Here is a 20,819-nt window from a genome sequence, read left to right as displayed (position 1 = left end):
AATGACTAGAGATATCCATGATCACCGAATATTGATTTTAGACTTTGGCTCGCAGTACACGCAGCTGATAGCCCGCCGTATTCGCGAAATTGGCGTCTATTGTGAGCTGTGGGCGTGGGACGTAGACGAAGCCGATATTCGGGATTTTAATCCGAAGGGCATTATTCTTTCCGGTGGTCCGGAAAGCGTCGCTGAAGAAGGTTCTCCGCGTGCGCCAGACTATGTATTTGAAGCGGGCGTACCCGTGTTTGGTATTTGCTACGGCATGCAAACCATGGCGCACCAGTTGGGCGGTTCAGTTCAATGCTCGTTAGAGCGTGAGTTTGGTTACGCGCAAATTGAGTTGGTGGATAAGAGCCCGCTGTTTGAGGCCATTGAAGACGCAGTGTCTGAGTCCGGCGCGCCTTTATTGGACGTTTGGATGAGTCATGGTGATAAAGTTGAAGCGATTCCTGAAGGCTTCCATACCGTGGCGAAGACCTCTTACTGCCCTTATGCGGCAATGGCGGACGAAGAGCGCCAATTCTACGGGGTTCAGTTTCACCCGGAAGTGACGCATACACGTCAGGGGATGCGTATGCTGGAGCACTTTGTCAGCGGTATATGCGGCTGTGAAAAGCAATGGACGCCAGCGAAAATTATTGACGATGCGATAGAGCGTATTCGTGAGCAAGTCGGTACTGATAAGGTCATTCTTGGCTTGTCTGGCGGTGTCGACTCGTCGGTTACGGCAATGTTGCTGCACCGTGCCATTGGCGATCAGCTGACGTGTATTTTTGTGGACAACGGTTTGCTGCGTTTGAATGAAGCGGAGCAAGTCATGGAGATGTTTGGCGACCATTACGGTCTGAACATTCTTCCTATTGCCGCTGAAGATCGCTTCTTAGATGCGCTTAAAGGCGAAAACGACCCTGAGAAAAAGCGCAAAATTATTGGTAATACCTTCATTGAAATTTTTGATGAAGAAGCCGGTAAGCTGACCGAAGTCGATTGGCTGGCGCAGGGCACGATTTATCCTGACGTAATTGAGTCAGCGGGCTCTAAAACGGGTAAGGCACATGTTATTAAGTCACACCACAACGTGGGTGGCTTGCCTGAAGACATGCGCTTGAAGTTGGTTGAGCCATTGCGTGAATTGTTTAAAGACGAAGTGCGCAAAATTGGTTTGGAGCTGGGTCTGCCATACAACATGTTGTATCGCCATCCGTTCCCTGGGCCGGGCTTAGGCGTGCGCGTACTGGGTGAGATTAAGAAAGAGTACTGTGATCTGCTACGCCGTGCTGATGCAATCTTCATTGAAGAACTGCACAATGCAGACTGGTATCACAAAGTGAGCCAGGCGTTTGCCGTATTCCTACCGGTACGCTCAGTTGGCGTGATGGGTGACCAGCGTAAGTACGACTGGGTTATTGCCATTCGTGCCGTTGAGACCATCGACTTCATGACCGCGCGTTGGGCACACCTGCCTTACGAGCTGTTGGAGAAGGTTTCTAACCGAATCATCAATGAAGTGAATGGCATCTCCCGCGTCACTTACGACATCTCTGGCAAACCCCCCGCAACGATAGAGTGGGAGTAGCGATTAGCTATTGACTGGCTGTCGCAGAAATCTTCCGAAAGACGCCGGCAAGTACATCCCTGTAGGGCTTGAGCAGCGCCATCCATGGCGCTGCACACTTTCTCCAGATTTTCCTTCGACAGCTTTGCGTCAATAGCTAGTATCGTCGACACTCTGGTATAACGTGCCTTAACACTTGTAAGTGGCTCAGTTGCTGTTATGCGCACCCATAGTTTTACCGAACTTTTACAGTGAATGCCCTGTTGCAAAGCCTTTTAGGTGCGATAATAGAATTATTGTAACCAAGGAGGTAAGTCATGAAGAAGTTCGTATTATCAACAGCGCTAATGGCAAGTGGTTCGCTTTTCTTCTCTGCAGCGAGTAATGCTGACAGCGTCGATTATATTAGCGGTGGTTTTAACGACTTTTACAACTCAGACTTTTATGTAGAAGGTTCAAAAACTATCGCTCCAAACTGGGTGGGTGAAGTGCAATTCACTGACGTGGGTGACTACTCACTTCGCGCCGGTGCTAAGTATTTCCTGGATATGGGGGCTGATCGCCAGTTCGATACGTTCTTAAAAGGTGGTGTCAGCCATTACGATTTTGGCAACTATGACGACACCAGTGCTTATGCCGGCATCGGCGCTATGACTAAGTTAAGCCAACAAACTACCGCAATTGTTGATGCGGGTTACGATTGGGGCTTAGATGGCTTTGCTTCGGTTGGTGCGCGCTTACGTTATGCCTTCACCGATCGCTTTTCAGCTGACGCTGGTTTCCGTGGTAACTTCAACAGCATCGACAATGAAGTTCACCTGGGCGTAACTTACAGCTTCTAAGCGTTGATGTAAGCATTGAGAGGTAAGCCAATCGCTTGTGAGCGTCAAGAGTATGAAGCTCCTTATGACGGAGTGTCGAAGGCCATGGAAGGCCTTCGTCAATCCCTCATGGATGAGCTTGCTGCGTTTCCGGCATAAGGAGCTTTGTGCTCAAGTAAGCAAGCGATTATTCTACCTCGAATTAAAGCACCACCGTATTTTTATGCGGTGGTGTTTTTGTTAGCAACTCTCGCAGTTGAGCTTCGTAGCTGGGTTTTAGGTGAGTAATCCAGAGTTCTTTGGGCTGCTGCTTCAAACTGGCCAAGGCCTCTTGCAATAAACGGGGTGTCATGTGCTTGGTTTTCTGCGCGACGTCTAAAAGCTCATCGGGAAAGGCGCACTCCAACATTAAGGTATCAATGTCACCTAGCTCGTTTAATTGTTGAGTTAACACGCTGCCGGCAATGGTATCGGCGCAGAAGACAAAATGTTGCCCGTCACTTTTTACGCTGTAACCGACGGTTGGGACACTGTGTTCCACTTCAAATGCGCGGATGCTCATGTTATCTATTTCGACACAATGCCCCGATTGAATTTCTTCAAACTGCAAAATAGCGTTGGGTCCTTCCGTCATGCTGCTGAGCTCTGGCCAAATGTCGCCATTAAAAATGTTGTCACGCAGTTTGGCCAGGGTGTGCGGCAAGGCGTAAACCGTAACGGGTAAGTGCTCACTATCGTACTGGTTGCTCAAAAACGTGGGGAGTGCAGCAATATGGTCCATGTGCGAATGGGTCAAAAAGACATGACGAACCTGCCGCATTTGCGCAAGGCTTAAACGATTTAAACCGGTTCCGGCATCAATCACGATATCGGAGCGCAACTGAATGCAGGTAGAGCCGTTTTTATTGTCGCCGCTCAACCCACCACTGCAACCTAACACTTGAATATTCACAAATGACACCCATCTTGGAGTACACTGGGGTGAAAGAGTATCATACTTAAAAACAGCCGAGGAGGCGTCATGCCGACAGCCGATAACACACCTGCACAGCACAGTTCGCCAATATTACCGCAATTGATTATTTTGACCTTGTTTTGGGTGGGCTTACAGCTGGTCGCCAGCTGGGTTAAGCCAGACTTTTCACATGTCAGTCAGTATATTAGCGAAATAAATGCCACCGGCACGCAGGCGGCCGGCGCATTAGGTTGGGTTGGCTTTATTCCGTTGGGCATGATAGCGGCAGGTCTGTTATTAACGACGCGACCGTACTTGAGAGTCAAAGGCGTCAGTCAGCTCGGCTGGTTGTTACTGTTTTTTTATCCGCTGGCCTATATTGGCGGTGCGCTGGCCCCCTGTGACGCCGGTTGTCCGGTAGATGGCTCGAGTTCGCAAGCGATACACAATGGCATTGCGGTTATCAGTTACTTTGGCTTTGCGTTAGGCACGTTATTATTGAGCTTCACACCAAAAACCACCTGGCCCGTACGTGCGGCTTTTGTTCTATTGGCGGTCATTATTGCTTTAGGATTTTTGCTCATGACGTCGCCGGAGTTGGCTGAAATTCGTGGCGCCGTGCAGCGATATATCGAGATAGGCCATTTGCTTGTGCTTTGGTTATTGCTTTGGCTGAAAGACAGCGAGGCGAACGGCGGAAAAATAGCAGGAGGGCAGCATGAGTAAGTCAATTCGTTTAAGTATAGAGGGGATGAGTTGCGCTTCTTGCGCGGGGCGTGTCGACAAAGCACTAAATGGCCTGGAAGGTGTTGAAGACGCCTCGGTTAACCTGGCGTCGGACAGTGCGGAAGTGACCTATTCTGACTCAGTCTCTATTGACGATTTGATTCAGGCTGTGAAGGCCGCGGGTTACGACGCTCATGAGGTCGTTGACCGTGACAAGCAAATGCGTGAGCAACGAGAGCAACAAGCGAACGAAATGCGTTCGCTGAAGCAACAACTCTGGCTTGCGGCATTATTGACGTTGCCTGTGTTTATATTAGCGATGGGCAACCATACGGTGCCAGCATTTTCCGGTTGGGTGCATAACACACTCGGTTTACAGACCAGCTGGTGGATACAGTTAGTACTCACTACTGTGGTTATGGCGGGCCCGGGAATACGGTTTTACAAACTGGGTGTACCCGCGTTACTTCGCGGTACGCCGGATATGAACTCGCTGGTGGCTCTGGGCGCTACTGCGGCCTGGGGCTATTCGGTCGTGGCAACGGTGGTTCCCTCCTGGCTGCCCAGCGAGTCAGTGAACGTTTACTTTGAGGCTTCAGCCGTTATTGTCACGCTGATTTTGGCGGGGCGCTTTATGGAAGCGCGTGCCAAAAGTCATACCTCGGACGCTATTCAACGGTTAATGAGTTTGCAGAGCAAAACGGCGCGTGTGGTGCGTGACGGCGAAGTAACAGAAGTCGATATTGCTGAGCTGAGCAAAGGTGATGAAATTGAAGTTCGTCCGGGCGAGCGTATTGCCTTAGATGGCGAAGTGGCTTCCGGTGACAGCTATGTGAACGAAGCGATGATAACCGGCGAGCCTGAGCCCGTGCATAAAGAAAAAGGCGATAAGGTGGTTGGCGGTACTCTTAATGAAAAAGGCACGCTGCGCTTTAAAGTAACGGCAACTGGTGAAGGCACGGTGCTGGCGCAGATCATCCGGATGGTCGAACAGGCTCAGGGCAGTAAACTACCCATTCAGGACACCGTCAACCGTATTACCTTATGGTTTGTACCAGCGGTCATGCTGGTAGCGCTGATCACTTTTGTGGTGTGGTATTTTGCGGCGAGTGAGTCAGCACTCACATTCGCCTTGGTAAATGCGGTGGCCGTACTCATTATTGCCTGCCCGTGTGCCATGGGGCTGGCAACGCCGACGTCGATTATGGTAGGCACCGGTCGTGGTGCGGAAATGGGCGTACTGTTCCGTCAGGGCAGTGCTTTGCAGGCGTTGCAACAGTCTAAAGGCGTTATTTTTGATAAAACCGGTACGCTGACCGAAGGCAAACCGACTATTACGGACTGGCTCACCCTGAGCGACTTTGATGAAAAAGAGGTGCTGACATTAGCCGCCTCGGTTGAAGCTAAGTCAGAACACCCCACCGCAGAAGCTCTGGTCAACTATGCCAAAGAGCAGGGTATTAAAGTCAGCGAGCCCGACAGCTTTGAAGCCATTTCAGGTTTGGGAGCGACCGGTAAAGTTGATGGAAAAACGCTTTATATTGGTACCAGCGAGTTAATGCAGGACAATGGTATTGGGCTTGATAACGAACCCGATGACGCGAAAAACTGGTCTGAAAGCGGTCGTACGCCTATTTATGTGGCGGTAGATGACAAGCTGGCAGCGGTATTCACTCAGGATGACCCGATTAAATCCAGTGCCAAAGAGTTGATTCAGCGCCTGCATGATGACGGTTTGAAGACGGCTATGGTGACAGGCGATGCCGAGTCTACTGCGAAGCGCATTGCCAAAGAATTAGGCATTGACGACGTGATTGCTAACGTCAAACCCGATGGCAAAGTCGATGCGGTTAAGCGCCTGAAAAAAGAGTGGGGGCAGGTGATATTTGTCGGGGATGGCATTAACGACGCACCGGCATTGGCCTCTGCGGACGTAGGGTTTGCTATCGGCACGGGTACTGACGTAGCCATTGAATCGGCCGATGTGGTACTGATGTCAGACAATCTGACCGTGGTGCAGCAGTCCTTCGCCTTGTCGGAAGCAACCATGCGCAATATTCATCAGAATTTATTCTGGGCGTTTGCTTATAATACCGCGTTGATTCCGGTTGCGGCGGGCGTTCTGTACCCGTTTTTTGGCATTTTGCTGTCGCCCATGCTGGCGGCCGGTGCGATGGCGTTGTCCAGTGTGTTTGTGATAACCAATGCGCTGCGACTTAAAACAGTAAGCCTGGGCGCACAGGCGGAAAAGGAATAAACAGACATGAAAGTCGGCGTTTTTGATAGTGGTGTGGGTGGTTTAACCGTAGCTCGCTCATTGCAGCAAAGCGGTTGTTTTAGCGAGTTGCTGTATTACGGCGACACCGCACGGGTGCCATACGGCAGTAAGGACAGCAATACGGTAACGCGCTATGCGTTGGAAGCCGTCGAGTTTTTTAACGGCGCCGATGTCGATTGTCTGGTCGTCGCCTGTAATACCGTGAGTGTGACCGCGCTTGAGCAAATGCAAAAATTCTCTAATAAACCAGTGTACGGCGTACTGGAGCCGGGTGTTATGGCGCTGCAACAATTGCAAGACGTTGATACCAACGCCCGCGTACTGGTTATTGCCACGCGCTCAACAATAAACTCCGGTGCCTATCAGCACGAGATACAGGCGTTAGGTTACAACCAAGTAGACGCCATGCCGACGCCGTTGTTTGTGCCTATTGTCGAAGAAGAGCTTTACGACGGGCCGATACTGCAGGAAACTTTTAAGCATTATTTCAGCAAGCTTGAAAAGCCTGACGTGGTGTTGCTCGGCTGTACGCACTTTCCGCTGATTGCCGAGAGTATTTCTGACTACTTCAACGGCGCCAAAACGATCCATTCCGGCGAGGCTATGCTGTCGTGGTTGAAGCAACACCTGGACTTAAGCGCCCAGTTCGAAACCACCCCTCTGAACATTATCGCTACCGAAAACGTCGATGCCGTCAAACGTACCGCCACCCGTTGGGGCCTGAAGCTGTAGTTGAATGAGTACTGAAGTTGAAAGGCTCATGCGGGGGACGCCCTTGATAACCTCAGCACTCGTGTTTTCGTCGATATCTCACCTGACATGAATGTCAGGCTACGTTAAACTAAATACTACTTTGGCTTTCAGGAGTTTGTACTTATGCCGCAGACGCAGCGTCCGCTTTATATTCCCTATTCTGGTCCGAATTTGTTGGAAACCCCGCTGTTGAACAAAGGCAGTGCGTTCAGTAAGGAAGAGCGCGCGGCGTTTAACCTGACCGGTTTGTTGCCGCCTCGCTACGAAAGCATTGAAGAGCAGGCTGAGCGTGCGTACATGCAGTACAAAAGTTTTGAAACGCCCATTAATAAGCACATTTATCTGCGGGCTATTCAGGACAACAATGAAACCCTGTTCTACCGCTTATTGACCGATCATCTGGAAGAGATGATGCCGATTATCTACACCCCAACCGTGGGTGATGCTTGTGAGAAGTTTTCGGATATTTACCGCAGTTCGCGGGGCTTGTTCATTTCGTATTCAGAACGTGACCAGTTGGATGATATTCTGCGCAATGCGACTAAGCAGAAGGTGAAGGTCATTGTTGTTACCGACGGTGAACGTATTCTGGGCTTAGGCGACCAGGGTATTGGCGGCATGGGCATTCCGATTGGCAAACTGTCGCTTTATACCGCCTGTGGTGGCATCAGCCCGGCGTACACGCTGCCCGTTATGTTGGATGTGGGCACCAACAATGAAAAGTTATTAGAAGACCCCATGTACATGGGCGCGCGGCACAAGCGTATCGGTCAGGAAGAATACGATGAGTTCCTCGACAAATTCATCAAAGCGGTCACTAAGCGCTGGCCAGGCGTGATGCTTCAGTTTGAGGACTTTGCGCAGCCGAACGCAATGCCTCTGCTGCGCCGTTATCGCGACGAAGTCTGCTGCTTTAACGACGACATTCAGGGCACTGCGTCAGTTACCGTCGGCACACTATTAGCCGCTTGCCGTCAAAAGGGTAAAAAGCTGAGCGAGCAGAAAGTAGTATTTGTCGGCGCCGGTTCAGCAGGCTGTGGTATTGCCGAGCAGGTCATGATTCAGATGACGGCGGAAGGTTTAACCGAAGAGCAGGCGAAGAAACAAATTTTCATGGTGGATCGTTACGGTCTGGTCATGGACACTATGGACGGGCTGCGCGACTTCCAGCAGGCATTAGCGCAAAAAACTGCCGACCTGAATGACTGGGAGTACAGTGGCGATTATCCGTCGTTGCTGGATGTCATGCATTGTGCTGAACCTGACATCTTGATTGGTGTGTCGGGGCAGGCGGGCTTGTTTACGGAACAAGTTATTGAAGCCATGGCGAAAAATGTCGAGCGGCCGATTATCTTTCCATTAAGTAATCCGTCGAAACACGTAGAGGCGCATCCGGCCGATGTTCTGAAATGGACAAAGGGCAAAGCGATTGTGGCGACCGGTAGCCCGTTTGGCAAGGTTGAGTACGACGGTCAGGTCTATCCAATAGCGCAGTGCAATAACAGTTATATATTCCCTGGCATTGGGCTGGGTGTCTTATCGGTCAAAGCTAACCGTGTTAGTGATGAGATGCTTCGTGTTGCCAGCAAGACATTGGCTGCGGCTTCACCGAGCGCTAACGGCAAAGGTGACGCCTTGTTACCGGCGTTCAACGACTTAACCCAACTCAGCAAAGACATTGCTTTTGCGGTGGGTAAAGTGGCTCAGCAGGAAGGCCTGGCACTTGAAATTGATGACGACACGCTGCGTGAGCGCATCGACAACAACTTCTGGAAACCGGAGTATCGCTTCTACAAGCGCGTCAGCATTTAAGCGTGCGCTTTGTCGATGGCCTGTTGTAAATCAGCTAACAGGTCATCGGCACTTTCAATTCCCACGGATAAACGTAATAAATCAGAGGGTACCGGTGTATCCGGCCCTTCAATGCTGGCGCGGTGCTCAATTAAGCTTTCGACGCCACCTAATGACGTGGCCCGATGCCACAGCTGAGTTTTTGCGGCAACGGCAATGGCCGCTTGCTCGCCACCTGCCAGGCGAATCGAAAGCATCCCACCAAAACCGCCGTGCATTTGTTTAACCGCAACCTCATGCCCGACAAAGCTTTTCAGCCCAGGATAGAGCACCTCGGTGACTTGAGGATGCAGCTCCAACTGTTCAGCAATGTACAGCGCATTCTGACAACTCTCGCGAACTCGTAAAAATAAGGTCCGCATGCCGCGCAGCAGTTGCGACGCATCGTGAGGACTGGGAACCGCGCCATTTTGCCCACGAATTGCGACTAATCGTTGCCAAAACGGGCTGTTTTCCCGCGTCGCTAACGCGCCGGAAATAACATCAGAATGGCCGTTTAAATATTTGGTGGCTGAATGCATGACAATATCAGCGCCCAAATCCAGTGGTTTGGTCAGTAACGGGGTGGCAACGGTTGAGTCTACCGCTAATAGCGCCCCGCAATTTTTTGCGATAGCCGACACCGCTTCTATATCGGTGACTGTCCAAAGTGGATTCCCGGGCGTTTCCAGCCATATTAAGGTTGGCGCTTTTTCATCGACCGCTTTTTGCAACTCTTCAAGGTTACTCGTGTCTACAAAGCGTATATGCAGCCCGGCGTCCTGGCCAAAGGTTTTCAACCACTGGCGCAGCGCCCAGTACATCACCTGAGGTGCTATAATGGAGTCACCGGGTTTTAAGGCTTGAAAGACCGCGGTTGCGGCCGCCATACCAGAGGCGAACAAGCGAGCATCGGCTGCGTTTTCAAGCTCTGCCAACAATAATTCAGCAGGGCGATACGTCGGGTTGTCAGCTCTGGAATACACCAAACCAGACCGGTACTGATTATCACTGTCGCGAAGATAGGTGGTTGATGTGTATACTGGTGGGATAATAGATACATCGTGAATGTGTTTATTGGTTCCACCTTGTGCGAGCACAGACTGTGATGAAAAAAGTGTTTTTGTCATAGACTTCTCGTTACAGGTTCTCATAACAAAGAATACGGTAACTATCTCGTTTAAAGTAATCCTAATGCGAGATGTTGCGTATAAGGAAGTAGTTCGTTTCATCCTACATGAAGGAGTATTGTAATGCGTTATATTTTGTCCCTATTAGCAGGTTCATTGTTGTTTGTCGCAAACGCAGCGCAAGCCAACGAATGTGAGCTGACTATAGATAGTAACGACAACATGAGATTTGATAAAAAGGAACTGTCTGTTCCGGCAAGTTGTAGCGAAGTGACTTTAACTCTGACCCACTCGGGTAAGTTGGGTAAAAAAGTCATGGGTCACAACTGGGTATTAAGTGAAGCGAGTGACATGCAGTCGATTGTTCAGCAGGGTATGTCGGCTGGTTTAGAAAGTAACTACGTACCAGACTCTGATGCGGTGATTGCGTCAACAGACGTCATCGGTGGTGGTGAACAAACATCTGTTACTTTCTCGACAGACGGAATGAGTGCTGACGGTGAGTACAAGTTCTATTGTACCTTCCCGGGTCACTCAGCGATTATGCAAGGTACATTCTCTATTAAATAATTGTTAATAGCAGAGTGACCAACACGATGAGATGATACAGCTGCAGCCACTGGGCTGCAGTTTTTTTGGAGTTAACCGAAGTTTATGAAGCATTTTTTGTCGATAGCTGTATTCAGTTTGTGTCTGGGCGCTTATGTAAGTGCAGCGCCTACGCAAGCCCAACAATTTGGTCCTCGAGAAACTTTGGTGATTGTTGAGCCTGTTCAGTTTGAACAGGAGAAAAACCGAGTGGAAGCGGTAGGAACGGCTGAGGCGGCACGTTCTATCACTATTTATCCGGCGGTGGGTGACCGGGTGGTCGCAGTGCATTTTGAGCCAGGCGAAGTAGTGGAAGAAGGTGAGCTTTTAGTTGAGTTGGATGCAAGACGACAAAAAGTGGCACTCGAGCAAGCACAGATTAACCTGCGGGATGCGCAGCGCACCGTTGAGCGTTTACGCTCGAGCTTTGAGCGCGGGGCCGTGCCAGAGTCTGAACTCGACAACGCAATTTTACTCAGGGACTTGGCGCGCGTAGAGCTGGAAAATGCCAAAATTGAATTAGAAGATCGCTTCATTCGCGCGCCCTTTGAAGGTGTTATCGGTATTACCGATGTTGAGGTTGGCGATCGCATTGACGAGCAGACCGCTATCGCCACGCTGGATGATCGTTCTTCGCTATTAATTGATTTTAAGATCCCTGAAGCGGCGGTATCGCTATTAGGTGAAGGCGCAGAGCTAAAGGTACAACCCTGGCGTTACTCAGGACAGCCTGTGACGGCAGAAATCGTCGAATTGGACTCCCGAATTGATCCGCAGACTCGCATGTATCGTGCGCGTGCACGAATCAATAATGAAAATGATGACTTTCTGCCTGGCACCAGTTTCCGAACCTCTATTTCGCTAGCAGGACAGGAGTTTGCGTCTATTCCCGAGGCGGCATTGTCATGGGGCGTGAACAGTCCGTTCGTATGGATTGTTGACGGTAAAAATGCAAAACGTGTGGAAGTGCAAATTGAACAACGTTTAGCGGGCAGAGTGTTGGTTTCCGGCAATATTCAGCGAGACGATTTGCTGATTGTCGAGGGCGTGCAGAGCCTGCGCGACGGACAACCCATCAAGTTTGACCGCACGACTCTCGACGGCACTGGGGAGTTAAGCGAATAATGTCTGACAAGCAACTCGACACGCATACCGATACGAACGATTTACCGTCGGTGTCTATTCGCCGACCGGTACTGATTGTTGTTCTCAATATTCTGATTGCTATCGCTGGTGTAGCGGCGCTTATGGGAGTGGAAGTTCGTGAGCTGCCCGATGTCGATCGACCAGTGGTTGGTGTGAGCGCGACGTTGCCTGGGGGAGCTCCGGAAACCGTCGATGCCGAAGTGACCAGTATTCTGGAAGGCGCTGCAGCGCGCGTGTCTGGCGTGGAAAATATTAACTCTCAGAGCGAAGAAAACAGTGCGCGTATATCGGTTGAGTTCAGTCCTGGCGTTGATTTGGACGTGGTGGCGGCAGAGGTGCGTGAAGCTGTCAACCAGGTGCGTCGGGAGCTACCCGATGACGTTGAACAAATCAACGTGCGTAAGGCCGATAACGATGCGCGTTCTGTGTTAGATATTGCGGTGAGTAGTGATACGTTGAGTTTCGCTGAATTAACTCGACGTTTGGAAACCGATCTGTCACCAGAGTTCCTGGCAATAAACGGTGTCGCTGATGTGCGGTTAAATGGTAACCGCGAGCGTGTTATGCGTGTCGATTTGGATCCGTTAAAGCTGGTCAGCTTTGGTATTTCGGTGACCGATGTTGCCGATGCATTGCGACAAGCGCCCTTTGATGTGCCGGCAGGCAGTTTGAAATCGACCGATCAACGATTGATTATTCGTGCCGATGCAACCGCCATTAATGAAGAGCAGATTGAAAACATCATTATTCAGGATGACATTCGTGTTGGCGATGTCGCACAAGCCTATTTTGCTCCTTCTGATGCCGGCAGCTTTGTGCGATTAGACGGCAAGCCCGTGGTCGGGTTGGGCGTTATCCGCCAGGCGGGCTCCAATACGATTGAGATATCTGACAAAGCCATTCAGGTATTGGAGCGCTTGCGGGACCGATTCCCGGATATGGAAATGACCATTACGAATGACGATGCGCAGTTCATCCGTAAGTCGGTTGCAGAAGTGGTCACGACTTTAGCGATAACCATTGCGTTGGTGGTTGGCACTTTGTGGGTGTTCATTGGTTCGTTCCGGGCCACCATTATTCCTGCTTTATCGATACCCGTGGCGTTATTTGGTGCCGTTGCCGCTATTTGGTTGATGGGCTTTTCCGTGAACATACTGACATTGCTGGCCTTGGTGTTAGCAACCGGCTTAATTGTCGATGATGCGATTGTTGTGACGGAAAACATTCAACGTCGACGTAATATGGGGCTTGGCAGCCGGGCCGCCGCAGTCATTGCAACACGTGAGGTATTTTTCGCGGTGGTTGCCACAACTGCAGTTTTGGTTGCGGTATTTGTGCCCATTGCGTTCTTGCCGTCAACCGCCGGGCGACTTTTCCGGGAGTTTGGTGGCGTGCTAGCGGCCGCAGTGGTGATTTCTTCATTCGTCGCTTTGTCATTAGTGCCGGCCTTTACCGCGCGTCTGCCAAAATCAGCAGGAAAAAGTAACGTTTTTGCCGGCATCGGTCACAAATTTAAAGGCTTTTACCGACGTACGCTGCATAAAGCATTAAATGCCAGCTGGGCCGTCGGTGTCGTGTCATTACTGGCCGCTGGCGGTGGTGTGGTGTTATTCGATCAAATTGACAGCGAGCTAATGCCTGACGAAGACCGTGGGGCTGTACGAGTCTTTGCTCGCGGACCAGACGGCGTTGGCGTCAAATTTATGGATCGACAAGCGCGTCAATTAGAAGAGATTTTATTGCAGTATAAAGAGACCGGCGACATAGAATCCATTTACACTGTCGTTGGGCAATGGGATCCAAACATTGTTTTCATCAGTGCCAACCTTAAGCCATGGGAAGAGCGCGACATTAGTCAGCAGGAAATTATTGAAAACTTGCGCGAGCCTCTGGGGCAGGTGCCTGGTGCGCCGGGTCGAGCCTTTGGCGACAACAGCTTAAACTTGCGTGGGCAAGGTGGTGGCATTGAAATGGCGATTACCGGTGAAAACTACGATGAGATTTTTAAAGTCGCGCGTGAGTTTACCGCAGAAGTTGAGCGGCGACTGCCGGAAATGGGAAACCTCAATGTCTCTTATCAGCCGACTCAGCCGCAGTTAAGGGTGAAGATTGACCGGCGCCGGGCTGCCGAGCTGGGTGTGTCCTTGAGCGACATTTCCTCAACCCTGCGAGCCGCGATAGACGGCGATGACGTAGCAGACCTAAATGTGGGGGACCAGCAGATTCCGGTGATGTTGCGCACCCGCAATAACATCATCCAGTCGCCGCAGGACATGCAGAACCTATACGTGTCCTCAAGTGACGGCGGCTTAGTGCCCATTTCCAGTGTTTCGGAAATTGTTGAAGAGGGTGTGTCTGCAGAGCTCGAACGGCAGGCGCAACGACGTGCCATAGAGATAGACGGTGATTTGCCTGAAGAGCTGCCCATGTCAGAAGCGGTAGAGAAGCTGCGCGCTGTCGCTCAGGACGTGTTGCCAGATGGTATGGGACTGGTGTTTCTTGGTGAAGCGTCAACCTTTGAGGATACTTCTCAGGAAGTGGCAATGACGTACATTCTCGCGTTCTTGATCGTTCTGTTGGTATTGGCGGCTCAGTTTGAATCGGTGAACAGTGCGGTAGTGGTGATGCTGACGGTACCTTTCGGTATTGCTGCTGCTATTTATGCGCTGTTCTTAACGGGCACGTCTATGAATATCTACTCACAGATTGGTCTGGTCATGTTGATAGGACTGCTTGCTAAAAACTCGGTATTGCTGGTGGAGTTTGCGGACCAATTGCGAGACCGTGGGCTTAGCGTTCGCAAGGCCATAGAGGAAGCTGCGCTGATACGCCTGCGCCCTATTATGATGACTCTGGTGTCGACCATTTTAGGTGGCTTGCCGTTGATACTGTCAGCTGGCGCCGGTGCCGAGGCTCGTAATTCCATTGGTTGGGTGGTATTTGGCGGTTTAGGTTTGGCAACGTTGTTTACCCTTTATCTAACACCGGTACTTTACCTTTGGTTAGCTCGCTTCACTAAGCCGCGCGCTGACGAAGCCTCACGGCTGGAAAAAGAGATGCAGGAAGCCCGGTAGCCGGCGCGTAGCCTGACGTTATTTACGTCAGGTACATCGCACCTGATGCAGCAGCATCAGGCTACTGTATGCCCCAACGGCGGCGAATGCGATCGAGTTCGCCGTTATTCTCTATTGCTTCCAGGCCTTCATTCAATTGCTCCAGTAACTCGTCATTCCCCGCTTTTACTGCAAAGCCGACAGGCACCTTAATTTCCGGCTGCCATAAAATACGTACATCAATGCCGAGCTGCTTTGCGAGATACCGGCCTACCGCTTCAGGCATAATAACAGCTTCCACTTCGCCAACGGCTAACTGACTCATGGCTTCCGTTTTTGAGGACGCTTGGTTAATGCGAATCGCTGTATGTAGGCCAATGTCCTGCAAATGCGACTCCAATACAGAGTGCCTGTCACCACTAATGCGTTTACCGACTAAGCCGCGTACCGACTCAGGGCTGCTTTCATTGTCTAAAACAAACATTGTGGTGACGCGGTTATAATAGGGAGAGGAGAAATCAAAATATTGCCGACGAATGGTGGTTTGCTCCATACCCATTGCGATATCGAGCTCACCGAAACGCAGCAAACTGACCACATTGTCCCAGTCGTATTGGTGCAGGGAGTAGTCTTTATCTAAATAGTGGAACACGGCTTTGGTGACATCCACATCAAACCCCACTATGTCGCCGTTCTCAGAGAACTGATACGGCGGGTAGCCGGTGGCTAAACCAACGTCTTCAGCGTGACTAAACGCTGAAAAGCTCAGGCTTACAATGGCCGTTAAGGTGAGTGTGGAAAGTCGTTTCATTCAGTGTCCTGTTACGGAAAGTTTCGCCTTTATGTAATCCGCATGATTGATATACAACAGGTCAGCAAGCTTGCGAAGCATTGCTTCCTCGTGCGGGTCAAGCTCATTGTCAGTGTAGGCAACGGCCCACAAAGTTTCCAATAATTGTACCTTTTCGGAATATTCCAACGCTTTTAAGGGGGCGGTAAAGTCATGCAATGAAGCCGCTTCTCTGACGGCCTCGACGGCCTTCTCAATAGCATTCTCAGCAGCGTCACCCTCTAGTTGATATTCGTTTTTCAAATCGGCTAATAAATAGTTGCGTTCTTCAGGTGACAACGTACCGTCTGCCAGGCTAATTTCAGTCATTAAAATCAGTGATAAAAAGGCGTCATCACTCAGCCCTTCAGCATGAAATTGCTTGGTTTGCTCTATTGTTGGTGCAACATTAAAAAAACTCTGTAAGGTTTTAAGCATACAACATCCTACTTCTGTAAATTGGGTAAATAAAAGGAAAACTGGGTGCCTTCCCCCGGTGTCGATTGGACGCTTATTTCGCCCTTAAGTTTCTGAGTCACTAGGTTATAAACAATAGACAGGCCCAGACCTGAGCCACCATTGTGTCGCGAGGTTGTGAAAAACGGCTCAAAAATGTCTTTCAATGTATCGCTATCAATACCTTTTCCGTTGTCGGAAAAGACAAACTGTACACCGTCTCTTTCCGGTTCTGCTGAAATCAGAATGCGATGCTCTTCGTCGGGCTCAACAAAAGCGTGCTCGTTAGTATTACTGATTAAATTCGTCACGATTTGCGCTAAAGCGCCTTGGTAAGTTCGTAAGGTGGTGGCTTCATCACAGCGAATATCAATACTGACTTTTTTCTTTTTTACCATCGGTTTCAAGCTTAAGGTGAGTGCATGCAAATAGTTTTTCAGCTCGCATTCCACCAGTTCAAAGCTGGACTGATCCACCGCTGTTTTCTTAAAGTTTTGAATGAGTGTGGCGGCGCGTTCCAGGTTATTATTGAGCAACGCGTAGGCTTCAAAGGTATCGTCAATAAACTGATTCAACTGTTTTTTCGAAATTGAACCTTCAGTAAAAGCCTGTTTAAGCTTTTTCAGCCGATGCTCACAATGCGTCACAGCTGTTACTGAAATACCCAAAGGCGTATTCACTTCATGTGCTACGCCGGCTACAAGCTTACCTAACGCGGCCATTTTTTCCGTTTCAATCAGCCGTTCTTGTGCCTGTTTGAAATTATCGAGCGCTTTGGTTAACGACTCGGTGCGCTCTTCAACCATACTTTCAAGCTGCTCGTTCTGACGAATCAGCAATTGTTCAAACTTTTCCCGCTCAGCAGCGCTCACGGCGCGCCCGTAAATATCAGCCAAAATACCGACAAAGGCGACCTCATCCGGTGTCCAGATACGATTTTGTTTGCGGGTTTCGCAGCACATGACCCCAATCATTTCCCCTTTGTGGCGCAGGGGGACATCAAGTAACCCGTAAATACCATACTCCGGCAAATATTCAGGTGCGAGCTCGGCAGTAATCGGGTTATTGCGCGCATCGTTGGCGATAATGGTGCGCTCTGTTTCAAGGACGTCAAAGTAAGACGGTAATTCAGCCTTTCTCAGTACCGGCGTTTCAGTGTCCTTACGTAACGTATCAATTAAAGCGGTCGCCACCATGCTTTGCTTGTCGGGCTGTAACTCCCAAATACTGACCCGGGTAATATCCAGACCTTTTAAGGCAGAATCGAGAATAAACTGGGAGGCACGTGCCAGGTTGCCGCCGTCTATTTCCGGCGAACGTGATACCTCCAGCAAGATATTTTCCAGTGATTCTTTCATTGTTTAGCCAGTTGTTGAACACCCGTTAACTATAACGTAATCAAACACGTTGTCTATTGAACGGAAAGAATGCGCATTTGGACGAGCTTAACTGGACTTTTTTTACAAAGGTTCATACAAAGGGGACACGTTTTAAAAGAGGCAATACCATGAAAAAGACAACACTAACCTTAGCGGTTGCATCGCTATTGAGCATTGCACCGCTGAGCATGGCAGAAGAGCAGAACAACGGTTGGGACGTATCCAACCCTCCTGGCGAGTTTAAAACCATTGATATTTCGGTCAATTCCGGCACCTGGATGAACGTCGATGTCAGCCCGAATGGCGAGTATATTGTGTTTGACTTGTTGGGTGATATTTACCGTATGCCGTTTGGCGGCGGAGAAGCTGAGAAGCTTATTGGTGGTATTGCCTGGCACATGCAGCCGGTGTATTCACCCGACGGCCGCTACATTGCCTTTACTTCCGATCAGGGCGGTGGTGACAATATCTGGTTAATGGATGCCGATGGCAGCAATGTTCGCCCGGTCACTGAAGAGACCTTTCGTTTGCTGAATAGCCCGGCCTGGAGTCCGGATGGAGAGTTCTTGGTGGCGCGTAAGCACTTTACCGCCAGCCGATCGTTGGGGGCTGGTGAAGTCTGGATGTACCATCGTACCGGAGGCTCTGGCGTTCAGTTAACCGAGCGTCCGAATGATCAAAAAGACCTGGGCGAGCCAGCCTTTTCACCTGACGGCAAATACATTTACTTCTCGCAGGACGACACACCAGGCAAAACGTTCCATTACAGTAAAGATTCATTGGAAGGCATTTATGAAATTAAGCGCTTTGAACGTGAAACCGGAGAAATTGAAACGCTGATTGCCGGTGCAGGGGGGGCAATACGCCCGACGCCATCACCGGATGGCCGTTACCTGGCTTACATTAAGCGAGAAGATTTCAGCAGTGTGTTGTACGTGCTTGACCTCAAGACCGGTGAACATAAACGCGTGTACGGTCAAATGGAACGCGACATGCAGGAGACCTGGGCGATTCATGGTGTGTACCCAACCATGGACTGGACCCCGGACAGCAAGCAACTGGTGTTCTGGGCCGGCGGGCATATTCAAAAGCTGACTATTGATGATGGCAATGCGCGCATTATTCCGTTCAAAGTAGAGACAGAGAAGAAAATTCAGCACGCCTTGAGAGCGAAGCAAAACGTCGAAGCCGATACCTTTGATGTGAAAATGCTGCGCATGGCGCAAGTCTCACCTGCTGGAGATGAAGTGGTGTATGAAGCGCTGGGGAATCTGTATCGCCGGGCGTTGCCGGATGGCAAGCCTCAGCGTTTAACCAACAGCGACGACTTTGAGCTATTCCCGGAATATTCCCGTGACGGTGAAAAACTGGTGTTTGTGCGCTGGGACGACCAGGAGCAAGCACAAGTGATCGTGCGTGACTTAAGCTCAGGTAACGAGCGTGTTTTAAACACGGGCAAGGGTAACTTCGTGGAGCCGACCTTCTCGCCTGACGGTCAACACGTGGTGTATCGTAAAATTCGTGGCGGTTACTTAATTTCGGACAAATACGGTTTAGAAACGGGTGTGTACCGTGTTGCAGTGAACGGTGAAAAAAGCCAGCCTCAGCAAATTGCCGAGCGTGGTCGTCAGCCGCAATTTGGTGCGCGTAATGACCGTGTTTATTTAATGACGCCAGCGGCAAAACCGACCTTGAGTGTGGTGAACCTGGATACGCTTGAGCAACGTGAGTTGTATCAGTCGGAGTTGGCGACTGAGTTCCGCGTCTCCCCAGACGGCAAACAACTGGCGTTTGCTGAGCGCTTCAAAGTGTTTGTCACGCCGTTGGTGGAGCGCGGCAGCGTGATCAACGTTGGTCCGGGAGACAAACAAATGCCGGTGCATCAGTTGTCAGTCCGTGCGGGTGAGAATATTTCCTGGACTGCGGATGGTCGCCAGCTTTACTGGACCTTAGGGCCAGAGCTTTATCATACGTCGGTGGCGAATGCGTTTGCGGACTTTACCGAAGCCGATTCGCTGAAAGTGGAAAACGGCCAGAATATTGGCTTTGAGCAAAAAGCGATGGTGCCGGATACAACCGTTGCTTTTGTCGGTGGTCAGGTGATTACCATGGACGGCGACACGGTTTACGAACAAGGCACCGTGGTTGTGCGTAACAACAAAATTGTTGCGGTAGGCGCAGAGGCTGACGTTACTGTGCCAAGCGGCGCTAAAGTCATTGATACCAGTGGCAAAACGGTCATGCCGGGTCTGTTCGATGCACACGCCCACGGTGGTCAGGGACAATCTGAAATTATTCCGGAGCAAAACTGGGGACAGTACGCGAACCTGGCGTTTGGGGTGACCTCGATTCATGATCCGTCGAACGATACCACTGAGTTTTTTGCGGCATCTGAGTTGCAAAAAGCCGGTAAAATAGCGGCACCTCGCTTGTTCTCAACCGGAACCATTTTGTACGGTGCGAATGGACCGGGCTATACCTCGCACGTGGATAGCCTGGAAGACGCGAAGTTTCACTTAGAGCGCCTGAAGAAAGTCGGTGCGTTTTCAGTGAAAAGTTATAACCAACCTCGCCGGAACCAGCGTCAACAGGTTGTGGAAGCCGGTCGCCAGTTAGACATGTTGGTTGTGCCGGAAGGTGGCTCGTTGTTGCAGCATAACCTAACCATGATCATGGACGGTCACACAACGGTAGAACACTCGCTGCCGGTGGCGAATATCTATGACGACATTCGTCAGTTGTGGGATGAAAGTGATGTGGCCTACACACCAACACTGGGTGTGGCTTATGGCGGTATTTGGGGTGAAAATTACTGGTACGCCGAAACCGATGTATGGAAGCACCCGAAACTGAGCAAATACGTGCCGCAGGAGTTTTTGGTGGGTAAAGCGATGCGACGTGAAAAAGCACCGCATAACCACTACAACCATTTCAACAACGCCGAGGTGGCAACCGAGCTGCAGGACCTGGGGGTCCAAGTATTGTCTGGTGCCCACGGTCAGCGTGAAGGTTTAGCGCAACACTGGGAAATTTGGATGATGGCGCAAGGTGGTATGACGCCGCTGGAAGCGTTGCGCACGTCAACCATTGATCCGGCAACCGTGTTTGGTATGGATCACGCACTGGGCTCTCTGGAAGAGGGGAAACTAGCGGATATTATCGTTATCGATGGTAACCCGCTAGAGAATATCCGGGACACGGACAAAGTGACTCATACGATGGTTAACGGTGTGCTTTATGACGCTAAGACCATGAACCGGATATTACCGGCGCCTCGCGAGCGAGACGCCTTCTTCTGGGAAGAATAAAGGTAAAAG

The 20,819-nt window shown here is 50.4% G+C and carries 15 protein-coding genes; 10 read left to right on the top strand and 5 right to left on the bottom strand.

What is annotated here, in order from left to right; all coding sequences use genetic code 11:
- Nucleotide 1 precedes the first annotated feature (1 nt).
- Nucleotides 2–1,579, top strand: coding sequence for a glutamine-hydrolyzing GMP synthase (gene guaA / locus CEW91_RS09740; protein ID WP_088768771.1), 1,578 nt, complete (start codon nucleotides 2–4; stop codon nucleotides 1,577–1,579).
- A gap of 296 nt (nucleotides 1,580–1,875) precedes the next feature.
- Nucleotides 1,876–2,400: a hypothetical protein gene (locus tag CEW91_RS09735; protein ID WP_088768770.1), complete on the top strand. Its 525-nt coding sequence runs from the start codon at nucleotides 1,876–1,878 to the stop codon at nucleotides 2,398–2,400.
- A gap of 181 nt (nucleotides 2,401–2,581) precedes the next feature.
- Here the strand turns inward: CEW91_RS09735 and CEW91_RS09730 are convergent, their stop codons facing one another.
- Nucleotides 2,582–3,331, bottom strand: a complete 750-nt coding sequence (locus CEW91_RS09730) for a 3',5'-cyclic-nucleotide phosphodiesterase (protein WP_088768769.1) — start codon at nucleotides 3,329–3,331, stop codon at nucleotides 2,582–2,584.
- A 69-nt stretch (nucleotides 3,332–3,400) separates the two neighbouring features.
- Here CEW91_RS09730 and CEW91_RS09725 point away from each other — a divergent pair, with 69 nt between their 5' ends.
- From CEW91_RS09725 to CEW91_RS09710, 4 genes are all read left to right on the top strand, one after another.
- Nucleotides 3,401–4,060 (top strand): DUF998 domain-containing protein, encoded by a 660-nt coding sequence (locus tag CEW91_RS09725; RefSeq protein WP_088768768.1) that lies wholly within the window; start codon nucleotides 3,401–3,403, stop codon nucleotides 4,058–4,060.
- A complete protein-coding gene (locus tag CEW91_RS09720; protein ID WP_088768767.1) occupies nucleotides 4,053–6,317 on the top strand; it encodes a heavy metal translocating P-type ATPase in 2,265 nt (754 codons plus the stop codon). Before CEW91_RS09725 ends, CEW91_RS09720 begins: the two co-directional genes overlap by 8 nt.
- Before the next feature lie 6 nt (nucleotides 6,318–6,323).
- Nucleotides 6,324–7,070 (top strand): glutamate racemase, encoded by a 747-nt coding sequence (murI, locus tag CEW91_RS09715; protein WP_088768766.1) that lies wholly within the window; start codon nucleotides 6,324–6,326, stop codon nucleotides 7,068–7,070.
- 144 nt (nucleotides 7,071–7,214) lie between these two features.
- Nucleotides 7,215–8,903: an NAD-dependent malic enzyme gene (locus CEW91_RS09710; protein WP_088768765.1), complete on the top strand. Its 1,689-nt coding sequence runs from the start codon at nucleotides 7,215–7,217 to the stop codon at nucleotides 8,901–8,903.
- Here the strand turns inward: CEW91_RS09710 and CEW91_RS09705 are convergent.
- A complete protein-coding gene (locus tag CEW91_RS09705) occupies nucleotides 8,900–10,051 on the bottom strand; it encodes a trans-sulfuration enzyme family protein (protein ID WP_088768764.1) in 1,152 nt (383 codons plus the stop codon). The genes CEW91_RS09710 and CEW91_RS09705 overlap by 4 nt on opposite strands.
- 123 nt (nucleotides 10,052–10,174) lie before the next feature.
- Between CEW91_RS09705 and azu the strand changes: the two genes are divergently transcribed.
- The 3 genes from azu (at nucleotide 10,175) to CEW91_RS09690 (ending at nucleotide 14,859) form a co-directional block, all read left to right on the top strand.
- A complete protein-coding gene (gene azu / locus CEW91_RS09700; protein WP_088768763.1) occupies nucleotides 10,175–10,621 on the top strand; it encodes an azurin in 447 nt (148 codons plus the stop codon).
- 84 nt (nucleotides 10,622–10,705) lie between these two features.
- Complete coding sequence (locus CEW91_RS09695) at nucleotides 10,706–11,764, top strand: efflux RND transporter periplasmic adaptor subunit (protein ID WP_088768762.1); 1,059 nt, start codon at nucleotides 10,706–10,708, stop codon at nucleotides 11,762–11,764.
- The gene (locus tag CEW91_RS09690) at nucleotides 11,764–14,859 is read left to right on the top strand and encodes an efflux RND transporter permease subunit (protein WP_088768761.1); all 3,096 of its coding nucleotides are present in this window, start codon (nucleotides 11,764–11,766) and stop codon (nucleotides 14,857–14,859) included. Before CEW91_RS09695 ends, CEW91_RS09690 begins: the two co-directional genes overlap by 1 nt.
- Nucleotides 14,860–14,920: 61 nt before the next feature.
- Here CEW91_RS09690 and CEW91_RS09685 read toward each other — a convergent pair whose 3' ends face one another.
- Genes CEW91_RS09685 through CEW91_RS09675 form a run of 3 tightly spaced genes read right to left on the bottom strand, consistent with a single transcriptional unit; the run spans nucleotide 14,921 to nucleotide 17,481 of the window.
- Nucleotides 14,921–15,649: a transporter substrate-binding domain-containing protein gene (locus CEW91_RS09685; RefSeq protein WP_088768760.1), complete on the bottom strand. Its 729-nt coding sequence runs from the start codon at nucleotides 15,647–15,649 to the stop codon at nucleotides 14,921–14,923.
- Nucleotides 15,650–16,105: a tellurite resistance TerB family protein gene (locus CEW91_RS09680; RefSeq protein ID WP_088768759.1), complete on the bottom strand. Its 456-nt coding sequence runs from the start codon at nucleotides 16,103–16,105 to the stop codon at nucleotides 15,650–15,652.
- Between the two features lie 8 nt (nucleotides 16,106–16,113).
- Complete coding sequence (locus CEW91_RS09675) at nucleotides 16,114–17,481, bottom strand: sensor histidine kinase (RefSeq protein ID WP_088768758.1); 1,368 nt, start codon at nucleotides 17,479–17,481, stop codon at nucleotides 16,114–16,116.
- A 149-nt stretch (nucleotides 17,482–17,630) separates the two neighbouring features.
- Between CEW91_RS09675 and CEW91_RS09670 the strand changes: the two genes are divergently transcribed.
- Nucleotides 17,631–20,810, top strand: coding sequence for an amidohydrolase family protein (locus CEW91_RS09670; protein WP_088768757.1), 3,180 nt, complete (start codon nucleotides 17,631–17,633; stop codon nucleotides 20,808–20,810).
- Nucleotides 20,811–20,819 lie beyond the last annotated feature (9 nt).

Source organism: Idiomarina piscisalsi (genome assembly GCF_002211765.1).
Lineage (GTDB): Bacteria > Pseudomonadota > Gammaproteobacteria > Enterobacterales > Alteromonadaceae > Idiomarina > Idiomarina piscisalsi_A.
The sequence above is the reverse complement of the archived record's forward strand: the minus strand, read 5'-3'. Positions and strand labels throughout refer to the sequence as shown.

What these genes read in the sequence shown, in the direction of transcription:
- guaA (WP_088768771.1), top strand. Translation starts at nt 2, where the DNA reads ATGACTAGAGATATCCATGATCACCGAATATTGATTTTAGACTTTGGC.
- CEW91_RS09735 (WP_088768770.1), top strand. Translation starts at nt 1,876, where the DNA reads ATGAAGAAGTTCGTATTATCAACAGCGCTAATGGCAAGTGGTTCGCTT.
- CEW91_RS09725 (WP_088768768.1), top strand. Translation starts at nt 3,401, where the DNA reads ATGCCGACAGCCGATAACACACCTGCACAGCACAGTTCGCCAATATTA.
- CEW91_RS09720 (WP_088768767.1), top strand. Translation starts at nt 4,053, where the DNA reads ATGAGTAAGTCAATTCGTTTAAGTATAGAGGGGATGAGTTGCGCTTCT.
- murI (WP_088768766.1), top strand. Translation starts at nt 6,324, where the DNA reads ATGAAAGTCGGCGTTTTTGATAGTGGTGTGGGTGGTTTAACCGTAGCT.
- CEW91_RS09710 (WP_088768765.1), top strand. Translation starts at nt 7,215, where the DNA reads ATGCCGCAGACGCAGCGTCCGCTTTATATTCCCTATTCTGGTCCGAAT.
- CEW91_RS09705 (WP_088768764.1), bottom strand. Translation starts at nt 10,051, where the DNA reads ATGACAAAAACACTTTTTTCATCACAGTCTGTGCTCGCACAAGGTGGA.
- azu (WP_088768763.1), top strand. Translation starts at nt 10,175, where the DNA reads ATGCGTTATATTTTGTCCCTATTAGCAGGTTCATTGTTGTTTGTCGCA.
- CEW91_RS09695 (WP_088768762.1), top strand. Translation starts at nt 10,706, where the DNA reads ATGAAGCATTTTTTGTCGATAGCTGTATTCAGTTTGTGTCTGGGCGCT.
- CEW91_RS09690 (WP_088768761.1), top strand. Translation starts at nt 11,764, where the DNA reads ATGTCTGACAAGCAACTCGACACGCATACCGATACGAACGATTTACCG.
- CEW91_RS09685 (WP_088768760.1), bottom strand. Translation starts at nt 15,649, where the DNA reads ATGAAACGACTTTCCACACTCACCTTAACGGCCATTGTAAGCCTGAGC.
- CEW91_RS09680 (WP_088768759.1), bottom strand. Translation starts at nt 16,105, where the DNA reads ATGCTTAAAACCTTACAGAGTTTTTTTAATGTTGCACCAACAATAGAG.
- CEW91_RS09675 (WP_088768758.1), bottom strand. Translation starts at nt 17,481, where the DNA reads ATGAAAGAATCACTGGAAAATATCTTGCTGGAGGTATCACGTTCGCCG.
- CEW91_RS09670 (WP_088768757.1), top strand. Translation starts at nt 17,631, where the DNA reads ATGAAAAAGACAACACTAACCTTAGCGGTTGCATCGCTATTGAGCATT.